The organism is Paenibacillus sp. N3/727, from assembly GCF_022637315.1.
GTDB lineage: Bacteria > Bacillota > Bacilli > Paenibacillales > Paenibacillaceae > Paenibacillus_AQ > Paenibacillus_AQ uliginis.
Map to the genome: position 1 here is coordinate 2,870,790 of NZ_CP093336.1, position 25,821 is coordinate 2,896,610.

26 protein-coding genes are annotated in these 25,821 nt (G+C 43.2%); 23 read left to right on the top strand and 3 right to left on the bottom strand.

From position 1 onward, the window contains the following. Positions 1-2: 2 nt before the first annotated feature. The 5 genes from glgB to MNQ98_RS13100 all read left to right on the top strand — a co-directional run bounded on the left by glgB (position 3) and on the right by MNQ98_RS13100 (position 7,135). Positions 3-2,048, top strand: a complete 2,046-nt coding sequence (glgB, locus tag MNQ98_RS13080; protein WP_241933553.1) for a 1,4-alpha-glucan branching protein GlgB — start codon at positions 3-5, stop codon at positions 2,046-2,048. Beyond that, the gene (gene glgA, locus MNQ98_RS13085; RefSeq protein WP_241933554.1) at positions 2,045-3,475 is read left to right on the top strand and encodes a glycogen synthase GlgA; all 1,431 of its coding nucleotides are present in this window, start codon (positions 2,045-2,047) and stop codon (positions 3,473-3,475) included. The genes glgB and glgA overlap by 4 nt, the downstream gene beginning before the upstream one ends. Positions 3,476-4,095: 620 nt before the next feature. Next, on the top strand, positions 4,096-5,541 hold the full coding sequence (locus MNQ98_RS13090; RefSeq protein ID WP_241933555.1) for an ABC transporter substrate-binding protein/permease: 1,446 nt from the start codon (positions 4,096-4,098) through the stop codon (positions 5,539-5,541). Then, complete coding sequence (locus MNQ98_RS13095; RefSeq protein ID WP_241933556.1) at positions 5,528-6,250, top strand: amino acid ABC transporter ATP-binding protein; 723 nt, start codon at positions 5,528-5,530, stop codon at positions 6,248-6,250. Before MNQ98_RS13090 ends, MNQ98_RS13095 begins: the two co-directional genes overlap by 14 nt. Before the next feature lie 156 nt (positions 6,251-6,406). Then, positions 6,407-7,135, top strand: a complete 729-nt coding sequence (locus tag MNQ98_RS13100) for a 3D domain-containing protein (RefSeq protein WP_241933557.1) — start codon at positions 6,407-6,409, stop codon at positions 7,133-7,135. 127 nt (positions 7,136-7,262) lie between these two features. Here the strand turns inward: MNQ98_RS13100 and MNQ98_RS13105 are convergent, their stop codons facing one another. Further along, positions 7,263-8,117, bottom strand: coding sequence for a polysaccharide deacetylase family protein (locus MNQ98_RS13105; protein ID WP_241933558.1), 855 nt, complete (start codon positions 8,115-8,117; stop codon positions 7,263-7,265). 150 nt (positions 8,118-8,267) lie between these two features. On the opposite strand from MNQ98_RS13105, the gene MNQ98_RS13110 reads away from it, so the two are divergent. From MNQ98_RS13110 to mobB, 10 genes are all read left to right on the top strand, one after another. After that, a complete protein-coding gene (locus tag MNQ98_RS13110) occupies positions 8,268-9,293 on the top strand; it encodes an NADH:flavin oxidoreductase/NADH oxidase (protein ID WP_241933918.1) in 1,026 nt (341 codons plus the stop codon). A 252-nt stretch (positions 9,294-9,545) separates the two neighbouring features. After that, positions 9,546-10,241 (top strand): dihydroorotate dehydrogenase electron transfer subunit, encoded by a 696-nt coding sequence (locus tag MNQ98_RS13115; protein WP_241933559.1) that lies wholly within the window; start codon positions 9,546-9,548, stop codon positions 10,239-10,241. After that, positions 10,234-11,166: a dihydroorotate dehydrogenase gene (locus tag MNQ98_RS13120; RefSeq protein WP_241933560.1), complete on the top strand. Its 933-nt coding sequence runs from the start codon at positions 10,234-10,236 to the stop codon at positions 11,164-11,166. Before MNQ98_RS13115 ends, MNQ98_RS13120 begins: the two co-directional genes overlap by 8 nt. Positions 11,167-11,202: 36 nt before the next feature. Beyond that, the gene (gene lpdD / locus MNQ98_RS13125; RefSeq protein WP_241933561.1) at positions 11,203-11,559 is read left to right on the top strand and encodes a prenylated flavin chaperone LpdD; all 357 of its coding nucleotides are present in this window, start codon (positions 11,203-11,205) and stop codon (positions 11,557-11,559) included. A gap of 114 nt (positions 11,560-11,673) precedes the next feature. Further along, positions 11,674-12,348, top strand: a complete 675-nt coding sequence (locus MNQ98_RS13130) for a PspA/IM30 family protein (RefSeq protein ID WP_208914198.1) — start codon at positions 11,674-11,676, stop codon at positions 12,346-12,348. A gap of 120 nt (positions 12,349-12,468) precedes the next feature. Further along, positions 12,469-12,873 (top strand): DUF350 domain-containing protein, encoded by a 405-nt coding sequence (locus MNQ98_RS13135; RefSeq protein WP_208914197.1) that lies wholly within the window; start codon positions 12,469-12,471, stop codon positions 12,871-12,873. A 31-nt stretch (positions 12,874-12,904) separates the two neighbouring features. Continuing rightward, positions 12,905-13,411 (top strand): DUF4178 domain-containing protein, encoded by a 507-nt coding sequence (locus tag MNQ98_RS13140; RefSeq protein WP_241933562.1) that lies wholly within the window; start codon positions 12,905-12,907, stop codon positions 13,409-13,411. A gap of 10 nt (positions 13,412-13,421) precedes the next feature. After that, entirely contained in the window at positions 13,422-14,168 is a 747-nt protein-coding gene (locus tag MNQ98_RS13145) for a DUF4247 domain-containing protein (protein WP_241933563.1), read from the top strand. Positions 14,169-14,371: 203 nt separating this feature from the next. Continuing rightward, positions 14,372-15,664 carry a molybdopterin molybdotransferase MoeA gene (locus MNQ98_RS13150; protein WP_241933564.1) on the top strand — a complete coding sequence of 431 codons (1,293 nt, stop codon included), beginning with the start codon at positions 14,372-14,374 and terminating at the stop codon, positions 15,662-15,664. Further along, complete coding sequence (gene mobB, locus MNQ98_RS13155) at positions 15,661-16,179, top strand: molybdopterin-guanine dinucleotide biosynthesis protein B (protein ID WP_241933565.1); 519 nt, start codon at positions 15,661-15,663, stop codon at positions 16,177-16,179. Before MNQ98_RS13150 ends, mobB begins: the two co-directional genes overlap by 4 nt. A 6-nt stretch (positions 16,180-16,185) precedes the next feature. On the opposite strand, the gene xerS is transcribed toward mobB, so the two are convergent. Continuing rightward, positions 16,186-17,271: a tyrosine recombinase XerS gene (gene xerS, locus MNQ98_RS13160; RefSeq protein WP_241933566.1), complete on the bottom strand. Its 1,086-nt coding sequence runs from the start codon at positions 17,269-17,271 to the stop codon at positions 16,186-16,188. A 128-nt stretch (positions 17,272-17,399) separates the two neighbouring features. On the opposite strand from xerS, the gene MNQ98_RS13165 reads away from it, so the two are divergent. The 6 genes from MNQ98_RS13165 to MNQ98_RS13190 all read left to right on the top strand — a co-directional run bounded on the left by MNQ98_RS13165 (position 17,400) and on the right by MNQ98_RS13190 (position 22,705). Next, the gene (locus tag MNQ98_RS13165; protein WP_241933567.1) at positions 17,400-17,927 is read left to right on the top strand and encodes a GNAT family N-acetyltransferase; all 528 of its coding nucleotides are present in this window, start codon (positions 17,400-17,402) and stop codon (positions 17,925-17,927) included. Positions 17,928-18,529: 602 nt separating this feature from the next. Beyond that, positions 18,530-18,730, top strand: coding sequence for a cold-shock protein (locus tag MNQ98_RS13170; protein ID WP_054957841.1), 201 nt, complete (start codon positions 18,530-18,532; stop codon positions 18,728-18,730). Positions 18,731-18,800: 70 nt separating this feature from the next. After that, entirely contained in the window at positions 18,801-19,031 is a 231-nt protein-coding gene (locus tag MNQ98_RS13175) for a cold-shock protein (RefSeq protein WP_241933568.1), read from the top strand. A gap of 464 nt (positions 19,032-19,495) precedes the next feature. Beyond that, entirely contained in the window at positions 19,496-20,836 is a 1,341-nt protein-coding gene (locus MNQ98_RS13180; RefSeq protein ID WP_241933569.1) for an ABC transporter substrate-binding protein, read from the top strand. A 116-nt stretch (positions 20,837-20,952) separates the two neighbouring features. Further along, positions 20,953-21,810 (top strand): carbohydrate ABC transporter permease, encoded by an 858-nt coding sequence (locus MNQ98_RS13185; RefSeq protein ID WP_208914188.1) that lies wholly within the window; start codon positions 20,953-20,955, stop codon positions 21,808-21,810. 22 nt (positions 21,811-21,832) lie between these two features. Then, positions 21,833-22,705, top strand: a complete 873-nt coding sequence (locus MNQ98_RS13190; RefSeq protein WP_241933570.1) for a carbohydrate ABC transporter permease — start codon at positions 21,833-21,835, stop codon at positions 22,703-22,705. A 392-nt stretch (positions 22,706-23,097) separates the two neighbouring features. Here MNQ98_RS13190 and MNQ98_RS13195 read toward each other — a convergent pair whose 3' ends face one another. Continuing rightward, positions 23,098-23,865 (bottom strand): HAD-IIB family hydrolase, encoded by a 768-nt coding sequence (locus MNQ98_RS13195; RefSeq protein WP_241933571.1) that lies wholly within the window; start codon positions 23,863-23,865, stop codon positions 23,098-23,100. Positions 23,866-23,953: 88 nt separating this feature from the next. Here MNQ98_RS13195 and MNQ98_RS13200 point away from each other — a divergent pair, with 88 nt between their 5' ends. Both MNQ98_RS13200 and MNQ98_RS13205 read left to right on the top strand, forming a co-directional pair. Next, positions 23,954-24,646: a Crp/Fnr family transcriptional regulator gene (locus MNQ98_RS13200; protein ID WP_241933572.1), complete on the top strand. Its 693-nt coding sequence runs from the start codon at positions 23,954-23,956 to the stop codon at positions 24,644-24,646. A gap of 35 nt (positions 24,647-24,681) precedes the next feature. Further along, on the top strand, positions 24,682-25,680 hold the full coding sequence (locus tag MNQ98_RS13205; RefSeq protein WP_241933573.1) for a helix-turn-helix domain-containing protein: 999 nt from the start codon (positions 24,682-24,684) through the stop codon (positions 25,678-25,680). The last annotated feature ends 141 nt before the right edge of the window (positions 25,681-25,821 follow it).

Sequence of the window (25,821 nt, forward strand, 5' to 3'; positions counted from 1 at the left end):
TTATGACAGGTCAACAGTTTTGGGAAGGAAACATAAGTCCGGAAAATTTATACTTGTTTCATGAAGGGAACTTATATCACAGCTACCGGTTCATGGGAGCTCATCCCGCCAAGGAGGACGGTGAGGAAGGAGTGCGTTTCACCGTGTGGGCCCCTAACGCGAGACATGTTGGTCTGGCTGGGGACTGGAACGGTTGGGACGGCTCAAAAGATTCATTATTTAAGATACCCGAATCCGGCGTTTGGAGTCGGTTTTTCCCGGGGATAACGGCTGGAACTTTTTACAAATACCACATCACAGGACCTTATGGAGAAACCTTCCTGAAGGCAGATCCGTATGCTTTTCATGCGGAGGTTAGACCGGCAACCGCTTCTGTAGTAACGGATTTGTCCGGCTACCGCTGGAATGATGGTGCTTGGAAACGAAAATCTAAAGCTCCGTATCAGAAACCAATAAACATTTACGAAATGCATTTTGGCACGTGGCGCCAAAAGGAAGACGGCACCTTTTACAAATACAGGGAAATGGCGGATATCCTTATTCCATATTTGCTGAAGATGAGTTATACCCATGTGGAATTCATGCCGCTTGCTGAGCATCCTTATGATTTGTCGTGGGGCTATCAAGGAACGGGTTTTTTTGCCTTGACCAGCCGATATGGCTCACCTCATGATTTCATGTATTTAGTGGATCGGCTTCATCAGTCCGGCATCGGCGTTTTGCTCGATTGGGTGCCTGCTCATTTTGCCAAAGATGCGCACGGTCTCAGGCAGTTTGATGGCACACCGCTGTATGAATATAGCGATCTGCAAAAGGCTGAAAAGCCGGGTTGGGGAACACTGTCTTTCGATTATTCCAAACCGGAGGTTACTTCATTCCTGATCTCTAACGCCATCTTTTGGATGGAGATGTATCATATCGACGGATTGCGGGTAGATGCGGTAACGAGCATGATCCGGCTTGATTTTGAAAAAAAAGAAAACCAATACAGCCTTAATGAGCAAGGCGGGCTAGAGAATCTGGAAGCCATATCTTTTCTTCAAGATTTAAACAAAACGGTATTCGATTATTATCCAAACGCTTTGATGATGGCGGAAGAATCAAGTGCATGGCCGGGAGTAACAGCTTCGGTGCACACCGGAGGACTTGGCTTTAACTACAAGTGGAACATGGGCTGGATGAATGACACACTTTCTTACATAAAAGAAGACTTTGAGGCACGTCCTTCAAAACATAATCTGTTAACATTCCCGATTTGCTATGCTTATTCTGAAAATTTCACACTTCCTTTATCCCACGATGAAGTCGTGCATGGAAAGAAATCATTACTGAGTAAAATGCCAGGCAGCTATGAACAAAAATTCGCCGGTTTACGCGTACTACTTGGGTATCTGATGACGCAGCCGGGAAAAAAGCTTCTGTTTATGGGTGGAGAGTTCGGTCAGTTCATCGAGTGGAAGGATCAGGAGCAACTGGATTGGCTGTTGTTGGATTATGAAGCTCACCATAAAATACTTGCATATACAGCAGCCCTTAACCGGATGTATGCCGAACAAAAAGCACTGTGGGAAATCGATCACAGCATGGAAGGCTTTCAGTGGATCTGTGCCCATGATGAGAGCCAGAGCGTAGCATCTTATATGCGTATTGGGAAAAAACCAGGAGACACACTCATCGTAGTTATCAATTTTCAACTCCAGCATCATGAACGATACCGGATTGGAATGCCGAGACCGGGACAGTACGAGGAGATCTTTAATTCTGATCTGATGGAATTCGGTGGAGAAGGCAGGGCCAACAGAGATGAGTTGAAAACGGTAAAGAAGACATGGCATGACCAGCTTCAGAGTCTGGAAATCATCGTACCTCCGTTAAGTATGGTTGTCCTAAAAAAGAAACCGCTGCGTTTACGTAAAAATATCAAGTCAGAACGTTTACTATCTGTTGACGCGGGCGAAATGTCAGTTGTTGATACAACAGAAAGCATTACGGAACAACTAGCAGAGATGCCAACGAAAAGAAGTAAAAGGGGGAAGAGTGAAGAATGAAATTGTTATTCGCAGCCGCAGAATGTGTTCCTTTTATCAAAACAGGCGGATTGGCTGATGTCATCGGCGCGTTGCCCAAAGCACTGCAGCGTGCGGGAGCAGACATTCGGGTGGTGCTGCCGAAGTACAAAAGCATTCCTGAAGACTTCCGTAAACGTATGGAGCATATTGGCGAGACCCGAGTCGAGATCGGCTGGAGACAGCAGTACTGCGGGGTAGAGAAATTGGTTGCAGATGGGGTAACCGTTTATTTTATCGATAATGAGTACTATTTTGGCAGGGATGGAATTTATGGTTATATGGACGATGGGGAACGATTTTCGTTTCTGAATCGAGCTGTATTGGACATATTACCGCTGATTGATTTTCAGCCGGACGTCATTCATTGCCATGATTGGCATACAGGAATGATTCCGCTTCTTCTAGAAGGAAACTATCGCCATGAGCCATTTTACAGCGGGATTCGCACCGTATTTACGATTCATAATCTTTTGTACCAAGGAGTATTTCCTTACGATGTTCTTGTTGACGTACTTGGGATCCACAGCAGGTACTTTACCTCTGAGGGTGTTGAATACTATGACAATGTAAACTTCCTAAAAGCCGGAATCGTGTACGCTGATCATGTTACAACGGTTAGTCCGACGTACGCCCGGGAAATCCAGACTGCATATTACGGTTATGGGTTGGATGGCCTTCTGGCATCACAGGGCGATCGTTTAAGCGGAATTGTGAACGGTATTGATACGAAAAGCTATAATCCGTCGAGTGACCAACATATTGCTGTCAAATACCGCAGTAACCTGAGCAAAAAGATGCAAAATAAAACGGAGCTCCAGCAGGAACTGAATTTGCCTGTTGCTCCGCAAGTGCCAATGATGGCGATGGTCACGCGTCTCGTCGACTCTAAAGGATTGGATCTCGTTATACGAATACTGGATGAACTGCTCTATTATACCGATATTCAGTTTGTACTTCTCGGGACAGGAGATCCTTCGTATGAGCATTGGTTCCGTGAAGCCGCCATCCGTTACCCGAATAAGATGTCGGCCCAAATCCGGTTTAATGAGCCGCTGTCACGCCGACTGTATGCAGCCAGTGATCTATTCCTGATGCCATCTAAGTTCGAACCTTGCGGGATTAGTCAATTAATTGCTCTTCGCTATGGCAGCATTCCGATCGTAAGGGAGACGGGGGGGCTGAATGATACGGTTCATTCCTATAACGAGGTCACCCGTGAGGGCAACGGTTTTACCTTTGCCAATTATAATGCTCATGACACGATGAACACGATCAAACGCGCCATTTCGTTTTATAGTCAGCCGGAGCATTGGAGACAGGTGACCAAGAACGCGTTGTCCGGTGATTACAGCTGGCAAGTGTCAGCCCAGCAGTATATGGATATCTATAGCAAGATTATAGATTAATGATGCTGCTATTTTACAGCAGCAAGTTAATGTTAAAGTTAATACACAGCAAAAAGGCAGTCGATTTTTATCGGCCTGCCTTTTTTTGTATGGGTCATATCACGGGAAGAGGTTATGAAGCCCACACTATCGCTGGTGTTCAGTCCACTAAAAAACCGAACGTGTTGCCGGTTCGGTTGAGCAGGATAAGGTTCGGGTATACTTCCCCCATACAGATGAAGTGATTGTCGTAAGTTTGGCCAATTTCGGAAATGCATAGAACTCACATAAAAATGCAACTGTAGTTCTCGGGGTTTCAGACAGGTAAATGTAATTAAAAGCGTTTTGGATATAAAGAATAGGGTTATTTATGTAAAATAAAGGATAAATTGATATCTGTTTATTATCTTATGCTAGGTGTTTTAATTGTCTCATCGAAGAATGGTTTCAGGTTCATTGGAATGGACACCTCTCCGTTATAAATTGACCAATGTCTTATAACATGAGGGCTGGAGAGCCGGTTGAAGAAAGTCAATATATTGAAAATGAATGAAAGAGCATTGCATAATCATGCATCCTGTTTTATAATGACTCAATCGCTAACAATAGATTGAATGTAGATAAGGGGAGATTCAAGGGTCATGAGAAAAAAAATAACGACTTGGATGCTTCTCTGCATGGTTGTACTACTGTCCTTCGGCAGTATTGCCGGTGCGGAAGCAGAGAAGAAGACGGTCATTCTCGGTACTAGTGCTGACTATATGCCGTATGAATTCCACAAGACGATTGATGGTGTGGACACCATCGTCGGATTCGATATTGAGATTGCCAAGGAAATCGCCAAGGATATGGGCGCTGAGCTTGTTATCAAGGATGCTTCTTTTGATGCATTGCTACCTGAGTTGACGAGCGGACGGGTTGATTTTGTTATCTCGGGTATGAATGCAACAGAAGAACGCAGAAAGAGCATTGATTTCTCCATCCCGTATTATAAAGTAGAACAGGCTATTATCGTTCGTAAGGGTGAAGAATCCAAGTATAACACAGTTGAAAGTTTGGAAGGTGCGCGTTTTGGTGTCCAGAAATCGTCCATTCAGGAGCGGATTGCCAAGAGTATTCCGAATGCGAACGTAGTTTCATTAGATAAAATACCGGATCTGATGCTTCAGTTGGAAACGGAACGGGTCGATGTGGTCATTGCCGATTACCCAATCGCCAAAGTTAACATGAACGAAGAAACGATGGTTATTACGGATGCCAAGCCGACAAACGAGAATGATGAATATGCTGTTGGTGTCAAAAAGGGGAATGAGGAGCTCCTAAATAGCATTAATGCCACATTGGAGCGTCTTATAAAGGACGACCAAATTCAAAAATTCGTCGATGAAGCAGGTGACCTTGCGGCTGGTCGAAGTGAAAAAGAAGAACTTAATACGTTTGAATTTTTCTGGAAATATCGGGACTATTACGCAAAAGGTGTACAGTATACACTGCTGATTTCAGCACTAGGCGTTATATTCGGTTTTTTACTAGGCTTGGTCATCGCACTAATGCGGATGTCAGGTGCTTCAATCTTAAAATTTATCGCAACTGCCTATATCGAAATTATGCGGGGCACACCAATGCTTGTGCAATTGTTTCTTATCCATTACAGCTTGGCTGCATTCGATATTAAATTTACACCGATTCAATCCGGTATTCTGACTTTGTCTCTGAACAGCGCTGCTTACTTGGCTGAAATTTTCCGTGCAGGGATTCAAGGAGTTGACCGAGGCCAGCTGGAAGCGGCACGTTCGCTCGGGATGACCAAGAAGAAAGCCATGCGCCATATTGTTTTGCCACAAGCCTTAAAAGGGGTACTGCCTGCGATTGGCAACGAGTTTATCGTTATTATCAAAGAATCATCCATCGTTTCGATGATCGGGGTCATGGACATTATGTATCAGGCGCAAATTTTGCGCGGCAGCACATACGCGGCACTGAATCCATTGCTCGTTGCTGCAGTGATTTACTTTATTATGACATTCGTTCTTTCGAAGCTTCTGGGTGTCTTGGAGAGGAAGTTGAGCGCTAGTGATAACCGTTAAGGATCTTCATAAATCATTTGGCAAGTTGGATATTCTGAAAGGAATCGACGTGGAAATCGCCAAGGGCGAGGTTGTTGTTGTTATTGGACCGAGTGGCTCCGGTAAAAGTACGTTTCTGCGCTGCTTGAATCTACTGGAACAGCCGACCAGCGGCGAAATATCTTTCGAAGGTGAGAAGATCACCGAGAAGAACCATAATATCAATACCACCCGTCAAAAAATGGGCATGGTATTCCAGCAGTTTAATCTATTTCCTCATAAGAGTGTTCTGAGCAACATTACACTCGCTCCGGTGCAGGTAAAGGGGATTTCATCTCAAGAAGCGGAGAAGATTGCGGAGGAGCTTCTGAAATCGGTTGGCCTACTGGAGAAGAAGGATGCCTATCCTTCTCAATTATCCGGCGGTCAAAAGCAGCGTATTGCGATAGCACGTGCTTTAGCGATGCAGCCTCACGTGATGCTTTTTGACGAACCCACTTCGGCTCTCGATCCGGAAATGGTTGGTGAGGTGCTAGAAGTTATGAAGAAGCTGGCTGTTGGCGGGATGACGATGGTTATCGTGACCCACGAAATGGGGTTTGCCCGCGAGGTTGGCGATCGTATCTTGTTCATGGATGGCGGGAAAATTGTTGAGGAAGGAACACCCGAGCAGATCTTTAGCAACCCGCAGCATTCGCGAACCCAAGAGTTTTTAAGCAAGGTTTTGTAATCTTTTTTAAATTCGGATCAATGCTCATAACAGCGGTTCTGGTGCCTATATTGGCCTTCCAGAGCTGCTTTTTTTGTTTTATTCCAGCATTTTCATAAAGAAAAGGTTACAAACTTGTGATATATTCGTAATCGTTAAACAAGGGAGGCATCCAGAATGATACAGACTATGAAATGGTGGCATAAGAAAAACGAACGGAATGAAACCGGAAAGAAAGGCAAATTCGCGAGACTATTGACTGCAGCAGCATTAGCTTTGGGATTAACGTTCGGAGTACCAACCGTTCCTGCAGAAGCAGCAACTAATCATGTTGCAAAAGAAGGGGACACATATTACTTCCTAGCCAAACGGTATAGCGTAAATTTAAATAAGCTTATGCAGGCAAATCCTAATATAAAGGCAACGAACATTTATGCAGGCCTGAATATTAAAATTCCAACGGCATCAACTGTTAAAGCATCAACTGTTAAAGCAGCAAGTGTTCCAGCAGCAAATATTATGGTTCCAAATTTGAATGTAAATGCCAACAGCAAAGTGGTAAACGCTTGGGGCAAAACGTTTGACTACAGTAAAACGGCAACGATGAAAGCGACAGCCTATTCATCTGCCGCAAGCGAGAATGGAAATTGGGGAGCTGTGGACTATTTCGGCAATTCTCTGAAACTGGGGACCATCGCTGTGGATCCGAAAGTTATTCCGCTCGGCACGAAGGTGCTCGTCACCGGACATTCTCATCCAGGACTGCCTAATGAGGCGTTTGTGGCAGTGGCTAGAGATATTGGCGGAGCAATCAAAGGGAATCGAGTAGATATTTTTATTCCAGGTTCTCAAAAATCAGTTAGTCAATTTGGTATTCAAAATGTGAAATTATATTTTATTAAATAATAATTACAAGGTATAGGAAAAACGGCGGTGGGCTGAGCGTTCAGCTTTAACCGCCGTCTTTTTTTAGAGATAAGAAAGTATCGCAAGAAAAACTGCAGCTAAGTGCGGTCTTTGCGATACGTCAATTTTATTGTATACCTTCGGAAACACCTAGCATCTCAGGCAGGGTAACGAATGAATAGCCTTTTTTCTTCAATTCTGCTATCACCTCAGGCAGTGCTTCAATACTCCCTGTCAGATCAGAACCCACTCCACCGCCAGCATGTTGAAGAATGATCGCACCAGGTCCCACAGCTGATAATATATTATGTCTTACTTCATCCTTGTTCAAGCCTTTCCAATCCAGCGAGTCCACGTTCCAATTCACAATCTTATAATTGTTCTTCCGAGCCCAACGGAGCTGTTCTTCGTTGATTTCTCCATAGGGAGGGCGGATGAGACGAGGCTTTATTCCTGTGATCGACTTTAAAATTCGGTTGGTGCGCTCAATTTGGTCTCGGAATTGATCGAGGGTGAGCTTGTTGAACTGCGGATGATTGTATGAATGGTTACCTATGGCATGTCCTTCCCGCCGAATACGGGCTACGATTTGCGGGTGTTTTTTTGATCTGGTGCCAACAGCAAAAAAAGTAGCCTTTACACCCTCCTTTTTGAGCACATCCAGAACCCGAGGAGTGAAGCGGGGATCTGGAACATCGTCAAAGGTTAGGGCGACTTGCTTTACTCGCGGGCCACTGGTCCGGAAGGTATTCGGATATTTTTTCATTAATTGGCTAAGGGAAAGAGATGAGGATGAACTTCGCTCTTTCCGTTTTGTATCTTCCTGTTGAACAGCGTCAGATATTACGGAAGAATGGATAGGGCTCTTTAAAAAGGAGTCTGTATACCGCATAACGGCGTTAACAGCTGCTGAAGACTCCATACGAGGGAGCATCAGTGTGATTAATATCAAACCCAATATACGGGTGTGGTTTAACATCATTCAACGCCTCCTTTTTCTTTTTATTGGTATGCCCGTCTGTATCCTAATTTATCCTTAATTCAAATATGATAAACGTTTTTTGGTTTTGTAACGTTAAGGTGTATAATAGCCATTGGGTAATATCATATGAGTACGGAAGGAATGAGATCGTTGGCTGACTTATTTACACCTTACAATTTTAAAAACCTGACGCTTAAGAACCGAATAGTGATGCCTCCGATGTGTCAATATTCCGTTCAGGCAGAGGATGGAACCCCAAACGATTGGCATTACGTTCATTATGTAAGCCGTGCCGTTGGTGGTACTGGTCTTATTATTGTTGAAATGACTGGCATCCATCCAGATGGCCGCATTTCCAATCAGGATACGGGTCTATGGAGCGATGAGCATATTCCGGCTTACAGGAGAATTGTAGACAGTGTTCATTCGTATGGCACAAAAATCGGTATTCAGCTCGGTCATGCAGGACGCAAAGCCCAGGACGCGGAGCCGTCTGTGGCGCCTTCCGCAATCGCTTTCAGTTCCCGCTACAAAATGCCGCGTGCCCTTTCAGGCAATGAAATTGAAGAGCTTATCCAAGCATATCAAGATGGTGCACGCCGGGCAGTGGAAGCTGGTTTTGATACGATAGAAATTCATGGGGCACATGGATACCTTATTCATCAGTTTCATTCTCCTCTTACGAATCAACGTGATGATGAATACGGACAGGATCATGCTTTATTTGGCGAACGGGTAGTTAAGGCTGTTAAGGAAGTGCTGCCTGAAGGTATGCCCCTGCTGATGCGTGTTTCCGCTAAGGAATATGTCGACGGGGGATATGACGTAGAATACTGCGCAAAGATAAGTGAGCGGTATAAAGATGCAGGTGTCGATATTTTTCACATTACATCTGGCGGCGAGGGCCCGATCGGTTCAGATGGCGGCCCCAAAGCTGAGCCTGCTTATCAGGTGGATCTGGCCAAGGATTTCAAACGACTTCTGCAGGTACCAGTAATCGCAGTCGGACTGTTGGATGATTATGAAGTCGCACAGGACGTTGTATTGTCAGGCCATGCAGATCTGGTTGCCGTCGGAAGAGGAATGTTGCGCGATCCGTATTGGGCATCTCACGCAGCTAAGGCTCTGGATGGTGGGCAAAAGGTTCCTAAACAATACGAACGTGGTTATAAGTGACGTTTAATTTCAATAAGAATGAACAAAAGTCCCGGTGCAATGAACCGGGGCTTTTTTTTAGAGATAAGAAAGTATAAATATCGGAGTAAAGTGCATCTATATCACAAGAAAAACTAGTACTAAATGTGGTCTGCCTTTTTTGAGGTATATCGATAGAAGATTTTGTAATAAAGTATTGTGAAATGTATCACTGACGCCTGGACATTTTCCATGCAAAGTAATTGGGATTAGAAATGTGCAGGAGGTCTTAGGATGGGGAAAGTGATATCTAACAAGATGGTAGCAGATGGGATCGGCCTGCTGGAGGTTGAGAGCAATCAGGGAGGAAAGCCTGGACAGTTCTATATGCTGCGAGCCTGGGATAACTATCCGCTTCTCTCGCGGCCGATAAGTATTTTTGATGTCAGTGACAATCGTATTTCTTTTTTATATCAGGTCGTAGGCGAGGGAACGAGACGCTTCCAGGAGCTTCGAGCAGGTGATGAGCTGCATACCGAGGGTCCGTTTGGGAATGGCTTTCCTGCTGTGAACGGTTCAGTAGCTCTGGTTGGCGGCGGTATTGGAATGGCCCCACTGTTCTATATGGCAAAAAACACACCAAATACAGACGTGTTTCTAGGCTTTAGCCAACAACCATATTTAACCGAAGTGTTTCTTAAAGTAAGCAGATCTCTGCATGTTGAAGTAGGGGGTACCATTCTGAATGGTATTGACTTTAATCAATACGATACGGTGATTGTGTGCGGTCCCCATGGGATGCTGAAGGCAGTACAGGACAAGCATGGAGTGCACGGAAGACATAATCATGTGTTCGTTTCCTTGGAAAATCGGATGGCTTGCGGAATCGGGGCATGTCTCGTATGTAGTGTGAAGTGCAGGGACGGGCGCAAGAAGGCGTGTACGGATGGACCTGTATTCCCCGTGGAGGAGGTTGTTTTTAATGACTGATTTAAGTTGTGTTATTGCAGGTGTTACGTTCAAAAATCCAGTCATGATGGCTTCAGGTACCTTCGGTTTTGGACATGAATATTCACAGTTTTATCCGATTGATATCTTGGGCGGCATTTGCGGCAAAGGTCTTACTCTTCAACCGAAAGAGGGGAATCCGGGAGTCCGTGTATGGGAGACGGCTTCTGGTATGCTAAACAGTGTCGGTTTGGAAAATCCAGGAGTTCGCGGATTTCTAGAACAGGAGTGTCCTTACTGGGAAACGCTAGATACCGTTCGTATTGCTAATTTGGGCGGCGGTTGTCTCGAGGATTATATCGAAGGTGCCAGGTTGATCCAATCGGATGAGAACAATAGACGACAGCAGGGACGATCAGCTGTAGACATGATTGAGTTGAATATTTCCTGTCCCAATGTGAAAGAAGGCGGGATGGCGTTCGGTATCCAGACAGAGGAGGCACAGAAGGTGGTTCGTGCCGTTCGACGTGAGGTAACCATGCCACTAATCGTAAAGCTGTCTCCAGGAGCAGAACGGCTAACAGAGATGGCTTATATGTGTGAGTTGGAGGGAGCCGACGCGGTTTCTTTAATCAATACCATATCTGCGATGAAGATCGATGTCAGATCAAGAAAAAGTGTATTTCGTCACGGCTATGCCGGATTGTCTGGACCTGCGATCAAGCCGATTGCTCTCCGTATGGTTCATCAGGTTTCACATGCGGTAAATATACCGGTCATTGGAGTAGGCGGAATATCTTCAGGTGAAGATATTATGGAGTTTATAATGGCTGGAGCGGCAGCCGTCCAGGTCGGTACAGCCGGCTTTGCTGATCTTCGGGCTGGTGTTAGGCTGATCAGTGAGTTAGAGACATTTATGGCGGCGGAGAAGATATCCCATTTGGATGAAGTTCGAGGAATCGTGTAGATCCCAGCATTGCTGTTGGAATAAGGATGTGAGCATATGACTAAATCGTTTGAGGAAGCTTTAACCTTAGAGGAAATAGAAATAGGGCGTGATACATTAATTATCATTAAGGGCGGCGATGCCCATATTGGTGCAGTTTCAACAGCATATCTTACTTGTCATGATCCGGTTACAATAAATGTTGAAACCACGTCTGTCCCCGGTCACAAAGAGTATCTGTTGTCTGAGAGATTTGCCCGTCACATCGCCATGCATCTGCTGCGGACGGTGACCGTTGTGATAGGTATCCATTTTGACGGTTTGCAAAGCGATGAAATAGATGTGATTGTTCGGACTACCGAAAATATGTTGGAGGCTTATTTGGCAGGAAAGATACGTGCTGACTTCGAATAAACTTAAAATTAGTAAACAGAAAAAATTTATTGTGAAATAATTGAAACGTTCTTTCTGTTGTGACGTAAATAATGAGCATAAGAAAACATTTAAGTTATTGGGAGGCACGAAACCATGTCCATTTTCAAAAGATTACGTGATGTAACGATGTCCAACATTAATGCCATGATCGACAAGGCGGAAGATCCGATCAAAATGACCGACCAATACATTCGGGATATGACCGAAGATCTCGAGGATGCCGAAAAAGCGGTAGCCTCTCAGATCGCCATTGAGAAACGTTTCAAAGCACTGTTCGAGGAACAAAATGCTTTGGTTGAAAAGCGTTCGCAACAAGCTCATACGGCTGCACAAGCGCAAAATATTGATCTTGCACGCCGGGCGCTTGAGGAGAAGAAAGCAGCAGAAGCCAAGAGAGACGAGTATAAAGCTAGTTACGATCAGAACAAACTCGCTGCCGATAACCTTCGCAGTAAGCTTGAGGAAATGCGTAAGCAGCTTACAGCAATGAAGAATAAGCGCGAAACCCTTGTAGCTCGTTACAATGCGGCTAAAGCTCAGACTGAAATCAACAAAGCAATGAACGGCTTCAGCTCCGATACCGCATCTGCCGGTCTGAAGCGTATGGAGGAGAAAATGCTTCAGATGGAAGCACGCGCTGAGGCAAGCAACGAATTGAACAGCAAGGAAAAGTCGCTGGATGAAGAGTTCGAAAGCCTTGGCAAGGACAAGGTCGTAGAAGACGAATTGGCTGCATTGATGAAGCAGTATGAGAATAAAGATCAATAATATCGATTGATATTTACGGTTATAAAAAGAGTTAGAAAAGGCGAAGGGGAATAGCGCTTAATATGCGGAATTCTCCTTCGCTTTTACATGATCAGTATGTTGAATGTGGAGGCCTTTAGAATGAATTTTGATATGATTTTGGGGATTCTGGTCTGGACCGGTGTTGGCGCGCTTCTACTTTTTGTGCTGATGTTCGTGGACTCACTTTTTACAAAGTATAAGGATCTGGAAGAAGTAAAGGCCGGAAACATGGCGGTTACGACACGGCTTATCATGAAGCTGGTGGCTCAGGGCTACATTTTGTCCGTATCAATTGGAACTTCTGCTCACTTGCTGGAAGCGATTGTCGTATCCATTGTATCCTTTGTTATCCTGCTGATTTTGGAAGCGCTGGCTGAACAGATGCTTAGACTGCTAGGCGGTATTAACTTGGACAAAGGAACGCAAGAGGGTAAGACCGGTTATGGATTGTTTGCAGGCACACTTCATGTGGTAGGAGCATTGATCATTACGGCCTGCCTTTAATCATGCATATCTGCGATAGGAGACTGGAAGAATGAGTGTATGGAAAAGAATTGGTAACTTATTTGCGAAACCGGAGCCTCCAAAGGTGGAAAAGAGCATGCTTCAGCTCTCTCCCGGCGACATTTGCGAAGTATCCCTCGTCACATATGAAGTTACAGGGTGTGTTCATAACCGCAGTCGGAATGCGGTTGTATTAACACTTCAAGACGGAAGTAGCATCGCATATCTTCATATCGAAGAGCGGGAGACCGTGCAATATGCTTTATATACACCGATTGACGGCAGGCTTGACGCCCCAGATGAAGTGCCTACGATTATTGAACTTGATGATGGCGTGTATCATCTGGAGGAAGAGTATGGCGGTCATGTAGCGATCACTGGTCGTACGCCTTTCACACAAAGCGGAGAGCAGCATGTATGGCAGTATCAGTCAGACGATTACAGGCTCGTACGGATTGAATGGCAGAACGGGCGGTTTATGCTCTATGAAGGAGAGAAAGTGATTCCGGGGGATGTAAAAGTCATCCGGGCTACTTAGGAGTGGTAACATGAAACGACGCTCTTTATTATCAATCAAAATTATACTGGTGCTCAGTTTCCTCGTATCGCTGCTTAGCGGATGCGGAGCACCGCCGGACGTTAAGGCTTCATATCCGCTGGAATCGGTTAACCGGGACGGAAATTTAACTTCCTACGTATATCGCGCAGCGGGTACAAGTGTGCCAGTTGTCGCTGCGGATTTATCTGAAGAGAATAAACCGGATCAAATATCACCGGAAAGCAATGAACGGATGTTTCTCGTATACGGGGATGAATATTATCATCTGCAGCAAGATCCAGAGAAACCGGAAGATACCCTAATTGAAATCGACTCGAAAGAGTATGTTCAGCGCAACTATGATTCCAATTTCCTTCAAGGCTATCTGACAGCTGTACTGATCAGCGATTTGTTTGATTCACTTGGAAGATCTGGTGGAGGGTACAGGGGATACACAAGTAAGGACGTCTATAAACCGAAGGAAGGTAACTATCGTAAGCCTACAGATAGTGACAAGAAGGTTGCGCCTCCGCTAACCGTAGATCGCAGCGGAAAGATTTCAAGACGTGGTCAAGGGACTGTTGGCTCGGAAGGTAATATTTTCAAAAAAGAACCATCCAATAAACAGAGCCGTGGTACCATTAAACGTGGTGAAAGCGGGGGTGACGGTGGACTATTTGACTCCCCGAAAAAATCATATAAGAAACCGAAGACAAGATCCGGCTCAGGAAGGATCGGTAGACGGGGACGAAGGTAACAAGGATACCGTTTACTCCGAAGTTAAAACTTTTTAATATCTAAAAAAAGACGTATGGTGGAAAGACGCCATACGTCTTTTTTGGCGTGATTGACGCTGCATGGGTTTGCTATTGAATTCAATAGAAGTTATAACTGATTATAGGACATTAATTATATTGTTCATGTGAACTACTAGCGTATTGGAAAGTGAGGCTTTATTTAATGAACCACAATATAAACAATGCTCATCAAGAGTTTGATCGCAGCAAATTCCAGCGTAAAGTGGTACAAGTACCGGATGCGCAATCGATCATTAAAGAGTATGTGAAAAAAGGGATTACTGAAACCGTTAAGCTGGAGCAAGGCGACGGCCGTGTTTTGGCGACCGATATTTTTGCTCCTCATGCTTTTCCTGCTTTTCGCAGGTCTGGGATGGACGGATATGCTATTTTATCTTCCGACACCGACTGCTGCAGCAATGGTGAAGCTGTATGGTTAAAAGTGATTGACAATATTCCATGCGGTTCGGTATCAGACCAAATCGTCACATCAGGCACTGCTTCCCGGATCATGACTGGCGCTCAGGTTCCAGAAGGAGCGGATGCTGTGGTAATGCTTGAAATGACAGAAAGCCGGATAGTGGATGGTACTGAATGGGTAGCAGTCAAGAAGGTTATTGAGGCCTGTAAGAACGTAACCCCCATTGGACTTGAACTTCAGGTAGGAGAGTTGATCTTAAAAAAAGGAACCTTAATCGGCCCCGGAGAAATTTCGGTGCTCGCAACCTTCGGTGTTCATGAAGTAGAGGTTTCTAAGAGGCCGGTGGTCGGAATCTTTTCGACAGGTACTGAGCTGCTTGATATTCACGAACCTCTTCAACCCGGAAAAATTCGCAATAGTAACACCTACATGCTGGCTTCCCAATTACGTGAAGCAGGGGCAGAACCGGTCGTTATGAATGCCATTCCTGACGATATCACGCTAGCTAGGCAAAAGGTCGAGGAGGCGCTTGAACGCTACGATGTCGTGGTCACGACAGGCGGTGTATCGGTAGGGGATTATGATATTATGGGAGACCTTGTTCGTTCTGGAACGATGAAGTTGCTGTTTAACAAGGTGACGATGAGACCAGGCAGTGTTACGACGGCTGCTGTTAAAGACGGTAAGCTGTTGTTTGCTTTGTCCGGCAATCCCGGAGCTTGCTATGTAGGTTTTCTTCTCTTTGTAAGACCAACTTTACGTCAAATGCTCGGCATGAAAGAACTATATCTTAAAGAGTGGAGCGCGGAACTCGGGTCTGATTATCATAAAGTGAACAATTTTACCCGTTACGTAAGAGGAATGCTGGAAGTGAGTGATGGAAGGGTTATAGCCAAGCCGGCACAATTGGATGAATCCAGTGTAATGATCACGATTAAGGACAGTTCTTGCCTGATTGTTATTCCTCCAGAATTGAAGGGCGCTCCCGCAGGACAAAAGGTGAAGGTTCTGCTGCTACCTGGAGGGTTGTCATGACTGCGAAGGTATGGCAAATAACAGGGTACAAAAACAGTGGAAAAACGACTCTAATTACAGCTCTGATCCCGCTGTTGAAGGAAAAAGGCTGCCGAACGGCTGTCGTAAAGCATGATACTCACGGATTTAACTTGGATCATCCTGGAACCGATACCCATTCATTTCATGAAGCGGGTGCTGATGCGGTAGCTATTACTTCACCATACCAAACCGCTGTTATTGTTGAAGAGGGAGAAACACTGCAGCAGTTGGTGGAGCGGTTCCAAGACTATGACGTTATTTTGGTGGAAGGGTTCAAGCAGGAACTGTACCCGAAGCTTCTTCTTCTTAGGGATCATGAAGATGAGGAATTGCTGGAAAGTGTTAGAGGGGTGAAAGGGCTTGTGGTACATCGCGATATGAAAAAGGAACACGAACTGCTCCTTGAATATAACAAGAGCAATCCGGTTCCCGTGTTTACTTGGAACGAAACGGATGAGATTGCCGCATTTCTGTGGCATGAGATGAAGTCATAGGTATCTTTAAGAAGATTCTGTCCGGCGCTCAATCGCTTCAGACATCGTTTTGTCGGTGAGATGAGCGTATACTTCCGTTGTCTCCGTAGAAGCGTGTCCAAGCTGCTCTTTGGTTTTGTAAATATCGTTCTGGAGATAATAGTCTGTAGCAAAAGAATGCCGCAGCTTATGTACCGTGAGAGATGGCTTGCCAAAACGTTTGGCGTATTTAATAATCATCGCCTGAATGGCACGCTTGGTCATCCGTTGACCCTCGTTCTGGCCGTTACGGATGGCGATAAATAGTGCCTTTTCTTTCTTCGGCACTTTATACCTTGACTGTCTCAACGCCAAGTAATGTTCTAAATCATCTTTGGCTTGCGCACGGAAATAAACCGGCGTTTTAAATGTCTCGTCGTTATTACCTTTACGGAATACATGGAGCATTTTGTTATTAAGATCTATGTCACTGATATTTAAATTCACGACCTCAGATACACGGAGACCGGAATTCAGAATCAGGCTGGTAATACAAGCGTCACGCTCTTTATTGAGCTCATGGGAGTAAAGAGCCTGCTTATTGTTCGCAACGTCTGCAGCATATCCTTCGTGGATGTAACCGATAAAATCGAGCAGCTCTTCGTCCTCCAGTATTTTCCCTTTAAGCTTGGCGGCAGTATCTTTTGGCTTGTGTATCCTCTTGTTCTCTACCTTGGCCATAATATTACGCTTAAGAAGCGGGTAATAATTCTCATCTTCAGCAATCTGGCTTAAATAGTGAAACAAGGATCGCAGGGAAGAGAGCTTGCGTGACACGGTAATCCGGGAATTTGTGCCTTCCTTCCTTGTCGTTAAATAAAGCCGATACCCTGTAATGCTCTCCATCCGAAGGGTCTCCAGCTCAAGGAGAGTTACCTTGGAATTGTTCTCTGCTTCGGATAGTCCTTCAGCACGGAGCCAGTTGAAAAAAGTTTCGTAATCCCTTACATATTCCAGCAGGGTGGATGGTGATAGGTCTGGCAGCTTATAATCGATAAACTGCTGCACGTACCAGGGCATGGAAGGGGCTTTTTCATCCAGCCTTGTGCGGTCGATGACTTTTTGTATGTTCATTCTTTCACCTCTTAAATCATGATATGTCCAAGAGGACCACGTAGTCTCTCTATTTTATCATAATGAATTATCGTATTCATAACCTCAGCATCTATATGTTCTTTATTAAGGTTTTGAAGGAGGCAGCTATGTCTATACACACTGGTAATGTAAATGCTATGGGGATCAGCTTGGTCCCCGTAAAACAGAAAGCTGTGATCGAACATTTAATGCAGTTTTACCTTTATGATTTTACGCAGTTTCTGGATATTGATGTTAATGACGAGGGAAGATTTGCTCCGTATCCCGGCTTGGATGATTATTGGATCAAGCGTGAAACTTGTTATCCGTACATGATTACTTACCACAATAAACCAGTGGGTTTTGCGCTGGTTGATCGTATGGATGATCCTGCCGAAGCGGATTTTTACTTGTGCGAGTTTTTTGTTATGAAAAAATATCGCCGAAGCGGCCTGGGGACGTGGGCCGCACACCAGTTGTTTGATCGTTTAAGAGGTCGCTGGAAGGTAACTCAGATCAGTACAAATACGCCAGCTCAGGCTTTTTGGCGGAAGACGATAGGTGCCTATACCGGTAATCGTTATGAAGAACGTGTGGACCCGGAACGTGGCAATCCATCGCAATATTTTTCAAGTGAAATTAATTCATTGCGTTAAGTATTAATTGTATTAACAGTCTCCGGCACAGGCTGCTGGGAAACGTCTATTCAAGACTTCGAATTATGCGAAGGTGGTTTTTTGTTTATGAAATGCGGTCATGCAGCTAGTTTGGATTATCCGGTCGTCGAGACGAGGTTATCGGGGTTATGAATGTCCCGGGCGTGTCAACGGCTATTGTCGAACCGCTAATACGGATCGCTGGGGCCATAATGCGTCACTGCTCACTGACAGTAGGAGACTTTCACAGGAGGATTATGATGCCATTCGTGCGCGTTGGGAAGAGGTTGCTGGACAGTATTGGGAAGAAAATTGCATGCACGTTCTAAGTGTACATCATATATATTATGTAAACTAACATGACCATCCGGAGATGTATAATTTACGCCATTGGACGGTATTTTGAATTTAAGGTTAAAAGACTTGCTTATAATACTTCATTTGTGGTATCATTAGTTAAATGGCAAATAAGAAAACCTTGTGATTCACATATTGAAAAGGTTGTCACTTCTGCTGGGCAACTTTTTCAATATGTGAATTTGTTATTTTGTACCCTATAATTTCAGAAACGCATGTTAAAAAATTTTGGAGGTTTTTATATTATGGAAACAGGCACAGTGAAATGGTTTAACGCAGAAAAAGGTTTTGGTTTTATCGAAGTTGAAAACGGTAATGACGTATTCGTTCACTTCTCAGCTATCCAAGGCGACGGCTTCAAGTCATTGGATGAAGGCCAACGCGTTGAGTTCAACGTAGTACAAGGCAACCGTGGACCACAAGCTGAGAACGTTGTAAAACTGTAAATTGATTACCGGAAAAACTGTCCTTAACCCTTATGTTAAGGACAGTTTTTTACTTTAAGGAGGGGTCAAGATGTACTTCAGAAAAAAATCGTTAGAAGAGCTTCCTCAAGAAGAGACCGCGGTTTGGACATGTGAAAAGGAAGGATGTAATGGCTGGATTCGAGATGATTTTGCCTTTGAGCATCAACCGACATGCCATCAGTGCAGCTCGCCAATGATCAGAAGTATTAAGACGCTGCCCCAACTGGTAAACTCCAAGAAAGATATCAAGAACTTGGCAAAAGGTACCCAGATATCCTAAAGAATAATCTAAGGGTGTATACCAGTAAAACTTGAAGACGCCCTCTGGGTGTCTTTTTTACGATTTACATTATGAATATAATTTTTTATGAAAAGCAGCTCATCTAAGAGCTGCTTTTTTTTCCATATTGCATCAAATCAAGCGGCGTCGTGTCAAAAGAGAACAACATTAAAATATCTATGCTATTATAATTCTAAAAATTCAATATATGAAAAATTCTCGATAGAAAGTAAAAAGATATCTCCCCTGATACTTTATCCCGATAAAGCAAAAATGAACTCCCTTGAAACTACATTAAGTAAAAAAGTACATAATAACTTTTGAATTCCAAAATTGCAAGGCTATATTTTTCCCCCTCATTTAGAGGAATATCCCCCTTTGAATACAGGCATAGTTGGCATAAAATTTGGTAGACAGCAAGAAATACTTGCTTGTTGCAAAAATACACTTAGGGGGATTTAGAAATGAAAAGGTCTTCATTACTGCTCATGAGCGTAATGTTATTACTCAGCATGTTCCTTGCTGCCTGTGGTAATAACAGCGGAACCAAAACTCCTGCAGCTGAAGGAGAGAGTCCTAAGCCAGCGGCTGAGACTCCAAAAGAAGAGGAGAAAGCGAAAGAAGTATCACTTCGCGTATTCTCGACATTCGGTGGTACGGATGCTGCACGTGAAGCTTTCCAAGGAGCTTTGGATGAGTTCACAGCGAAATATCCAAATGTAAAAATTGAAAATGACGTTATGTCAGCAAATGATGACGGTTTCAGAACGAAAGTTAACACAGACATGAACAGCGGCAACGAGCCGGACTTGCTCTTCTACTTCATCGGTAAGGATGCTGAAGGTTTTGTGAACGCAGGCAAGGTTGTTCCGATGAATGAAATTCTGGATGCTAATCCGGATTGGAAAAATGGCTTTATTCCAAATGCTCTTGAGCTGGCCAGACAAAAAGATGGTAACATCTATGCAGCTCCGTTGACTGGTTTTTATGAAGGTTTGTTTGTAAACAAGAAGATCTTTGAAGAAAACGGTCTAGAACTTCCAACAGACTGGGAGAAGCTGAAAACTGCGGCTAAAACTCTTTCAGCAAAAGGTATTATTCCGATTTCAGCACCATTCGATCAATCTCATTACCTGATTGAACATACGATTCTGGCTGCTGCTGGTCCGGAAGGTCAAAACAAAGGATTGCTTGACGGAATCGAGCCAAATTGGGAAAAAGCTTATGCTGGAATGAAAGAGCTTTATGATTTGGGCGCATTCCCTAAGGATGCTGCTACGATCGATTTAGGTATGGCAGGCAACTACTACAGTGAAGGTCTTGCTGCTATGGTTCTTGAAGGTTCATGGGCTATCGGTGGTTGGAGTGATGCGGTTAAAGACAACTCAACCGTTATTCCATTCCCGGCTATCCCAGGCGGAGCAGGTAGCGGAAATGATATCGTAGGCGGATTCGGTACTGGTTTCTATGTATCCAAAGCTGCATATGACAATGCAGATAAAAAAGAAATGACAGTTGAATTGCTGAAGCATTTGACATCTCCTGCAACTATCCAAAAAATCGCTGCAGCGAATGGTGGAACACCAGCAGCTGAAGTTGAAGTAACAGGATTGCCTCAGGTAGCTCTTGATGGCTTTGCAATGGCACAAAAAGCGACATCGATCAGCGCACCGGTAGACAGTAAAGTTTCTCAAGAAACGTTCTCCAATCTTCGTGCCAGCGTACAACCGGTTGTTACAGGTGAGAAAACACCTACACAAGCAATCGAAGAAGCGAAGAAAACCGAGGATGCCAATAAGAAATAGGTTTCATAACGAATACGGTTACCTATATGTGGTTGCGCCGCCCCTCTTGTATTTAAATGGGCGGCGCAACCATTTAAACAGAAAATGAAGAAAAATAAACATCAAAGGTGATAAATATGAAGGGTGATCGCAAGTATATTTTGATGTTTTTGTTACCAACAGCGTTATTGATGACTATCTTTTTGTATTATCCATTCTTTAAAAGTTTGTATCTTAGCTTTTACCGGACAACGGGCTTTTTTGATAAAAAGTTTGTTGGGTGGGATAACTACGAACGGTTGTTTACAGATAAGCTTTTGGGAGCCGCAACACTACACACTTTGGAAATCATGCTCTATGTCATCGTATTCCAAGTTGGTATAGCCTTAGTGCTAGCCGTTATGGTTGATAATATTACGAAACTGAAGGGATTTTTCCGGACCGTATTTTTCTTTCCGGTAGTTATCTCCGGTACGGCCATTTCCTTGCTGTTCGTTCTGTTCTATAACTATAATTTTGGACTTTTGAACAACGTATTGGCTAACTTCGGAATCGAAAAGATCCTTTGGCTCGATGAAAACAATGCTCTCAAGGCGGTAGCTATTCCTACCGTATGGCATTATGTTGGTTTTTACTTTGTATTGTTCTTGACGGCGATGTCAAAGATTCCTGCTGATTTTTATGAAGCAGCTAAACTTGAGGGAATTACCGGGTTTAAGAAAACGACCAAACTTACGATCCCTCTGATTATGAGTGATATTAAAGTTGTTATTACGCTGGCAATTACCGGAACAATGAAAGTCTTTGAATTCATTTGGGTTATTACTAAAGGCCAAAATGGCACTGAAGTATTGGGAACCTATATGTACAAAAAAGCAATGGTGGATCAAAACTTCGGTTACGGCTCAACGGTTGCTATTTATATGGTTGTATTTGGAGTGTTGCTTGCTTTGATTGCCAACCGTTTGTTAAAAAGAGAGGAAATTACATACTAAGCTGTTATAGGGGTGTACTATTATGCAGCAAGTCGTTAAGAGTCAACATGTTGTACGGCCAGTTAAATCAAAGAAATTTAGCATAGGCAGCGCCTTTATGTATGTTGTTTTGACAGCCTGGGCCATGACAACAATATATCCGTTGTTCTGGATTGTGAATAATTCCTTTAAGACATCCAGAGATGTAATGAATAATTCGTTCAAAATTGCTTTTGACCCGGTGATGATTAACTATGAGAATGCATTCGAACGTATTAATATCGGTCGAAGTTATATCAACAGTTTGATCATGTCAGGTAGTGCCGTATTATTGGTGCTCCTGTTTGGCGGATTAGCCGCGTATGTATTATCTAGATTTAATTTTAAAGGAAAGAGAACGATTTATTCGATTCTCTACGCTACGCTTTTGATTCCTGCGTTTGCAACAGTTGTTCCCGTTTATGAAATATTAATTAAAACAAGTCTGGTGAACACGTATTCGGGATTGATTTTTCCCCAAACAGCTGGTAACTTGACCTTTGCCATCTTGGTTATAGCTGGTTATATGGCAACAATTCCTAAGGAGTTAGAGGAAGCGGCCTTTATAGACGGGTGCAACAGGTGGCAGATGTTCGTAAAGCTGTTCGTTCCGATTACCAGACCGGCATTCGCGTCAGTCAGTATTTTTGTTTTCCTATGGTCGTATAACGATCTGTTCTCAGCGTTGATCTTTGTTAATAAAGAAAACGTTCGTCCGATTGTTGCTCTATTGAATGAGATCAGCTCACAGTATGGAACGGACTTTGGACTAATGGCAACAGCGGTTGCTCTAACTGTTATTCCGGTGTTGATTATTTACTTATTCATCTCGAAGTTTATCGAGAAAGGTTTGACAGAAGGAGCTGTAAAAGGCTGATCGATTGGTTCTGGAGCAACTCAAAAGCAAGTCAAAGGAACGGTTTTACCGAGCCTCTGACTTGCTTTTTTATTTGAATAGTAAAGCTTATATAAACAATTAGATGATAATTTCATCATATGAAAAATTCACAACAATAAACAACATATTTATCTCTGCTCCTTTGCTCTCCCTCAAAATAAAAAAAACATTTTTGCTTTACTTATCAACTTAAAGAAGGAAAAAGAGAATAGCTTAAACCTTTGAAGATAGACTTTATAAACGTCATTATGGTGTAATTTTCCTAATTGAAATTATATGTTAACACAATATATATTATGTAAACTTATAGTTATGAGTAAAGCCATTGGAACAATTTCCGATGGCTTTTTCTCATTAACAAGGAGGAAGTACTACAGAATAGTTTGATATTCCGTTTGTTTACAGAAGGCCGACAATCTTTGTGCGATGAGCTCTTCATCAGCTTGTATTTGTTCAGTTGCAAAGCTTTCAAGTTCTTTATAACTGCCGATCATAATAGAAGTGTGGGCATGCTGAAACATCGATATATCATTCGCATCATTTCCAAATGCAATATACGATCGGTCTTGTAAACCCAATCGCATTAATCCATTCCACTTATCAATACCCTGAGGGCTGATGTCGAGGATACCTTCATTTCCATGCTTATGTATTACTACGGGTAATACCGATAGTTCTTCTAGCACTAAACTATGATCAGAAACGTCAAACAGCACAATCTTTATCATTTTTCGAATGGATTCTAAGGATACATGGTTAGCCCGCTTCTGGGGGTCAACGTTCCGCCTAATGGGGTGATCTTCACTCCCAGTGTAGGAGTAGTCCCAATCGCTATCGATCAAATATTTCAGATTATAGTCATTGATCATTGAAACGATACGGTCCCTAACATCTTCTTCAAAATGGACTGTAGAAATGATATTCTTTTCTTTAGCAACGATTGCACCGTTTCCACCGACCATCGGGTAAGCATGCATATGCTCGGGTAAGATAGGCAGCAGGTCGCGAATAGGGCGTGCTGAAGAAAAAATGATTTCATGCCCATGATGTGTCAGTTTATCAAGTGCATCGATAATAACTGGACTTAATGGCTTTCCCTGAAAACAAATGGTACCGTCTAAATCGAATACAAATATCAATTTGGCACATCCTTGCTGTTTTTGATTCCATCTTAATCGCCTTCCTAAACAAAGAAAAGGACATATGTCCCGAAAGGAAATCTTATTCATGAAAATGATTCATGACCCTATACTCTTACAATCTAAAATCAAACAATTTGAAATCGATCAAATATTTCGTTTATCGGATGATACTTCTTTTGAGCTTCGCCGTTATGACCCGGGTGAGCTTGTATTAAAAGAGGGAGAGGAGATGGACGCTCTTTTGTATCTTGTTGAAGGCAGAGTTAAAATTTCATCCAGTGTGCAGACAGGAAAAATATTACTGCTACGCTTTTGTGAGCCCTTTGCTGTTATTGGTGATATTGAGCTTATTCAAAAAACCGTTGTACAATCCCAAGTTGAAGCTGTTCAGAACACACTTTGCATTGCAGTTCCATTTAAATACATATACGAACATGCCATCCATGAGCCGAAGTTTTTGATGTCTTTGCTCACACACGTAACATATAAACTTCAAACATGTACTACCGCCTCACGAGTCAATTTATTAGCCACTGTTGAAAATCGGTTCGCAAGCTACTTACTGACAACGCTCCATGATGAGAATGAATTCGGAAAAGAAATTCGAACCACAAACACGCAAGAAATTGCAGATTTGATCGGTACAACGTCCAGGCACTTAAATCGTGTCATTTTAAAGCTATCAGAGCAAGGTGTGATAGGAAGAGAACGGGACACAATATATATACTCGATAAGAAGGTGTTGCAGGAGCTCTCAAATGGTATTCGTTACGAATAAAATAAACCATATTATGTAGATGAGAAGGTGCCATTTTGACTATACATATATTGAATGCTGAGGTTCACAGTCTTTTTGATCAATTCACGGAGCGCGTTAATGGCCATATTCATCATAATGAATGGGAACAGCATATATCCATTCCACCTGAGGTTGGCAATGGGAGCATTAAGCGGACACGTATTCGTTCAGGCATGGAAATTGTGGTTACGGATCTCACATTCGAACAAGATATGAAGCTTCACATTCAGGAAGCCTGTCAGTTGTTTGAGCTAAGCTATTGCATGAAAGGCGAAATCTATTGTGAGTGGAATGGAAAAGAAAGCCTTACAGAAAAAATGACGGGGAACGTTCTCTTTTTTGAGGATGAATTGGTTTATGAAGAGAAAAAAGCGGGTGTCAGGAATCATTTGCTGGAAATTCGGTTATCCCCGAAAGAGCTTTTTCATTATGCGGCAGATATTCCTGAGAAACATAAAATGGAATCATGGTTGAAGCGTTACAAGGGACGAATCGACCAATATCCGAATACAGCGGCAATCCATAAATGCGTATATGATTTGATCAATTGCTCCTATAACGGAGCGATGAAACGATTATATATGGAAAGTAAGGCCATGGAGCTCATTGCTTTGTTTGGAGAGGTAGATGGACATGGAACAGAGGGGAGAAAACTCTTTTTAAGCCGTGATGATCTATCAAAATTGGATACGGCCAGGGAATTAATCGCTCGCCATTTCGAACAACCGATGTCCATTCAAGAGTTAGCTAGAAAAATCGGATTGAATGAATTCAAGCTGAAGAAAGGGTTTCGTGAACGATTCGGAATGACCATTTTTGAGTTAGTGCGTAAGCAAAGAATGGAAAAAGCAATTTGGTATATGGAAGTGGAACGGATGAACGTTGGAGAAACGGCTGTCTCTGTAGGCTATAGCAATGTAAGCAATTTCGCGACAACCTTCCGAAAGTATTACGGCTGTAATCCGAGTGAATATTTGAAAAATATATCTTATCAGAACACAATAAATGAATAAACTCAAAGCAATAAAGTACTCCAAGCATGCTGGTCATGTTTGGAGTTTTTTTGGTCCCGGCTCCTTCTACGGGGAAAGAAAATACCTTAGCAGGTAGAACAAACCATCAATATAAATGATAATGATTATCAGTTGAAATAT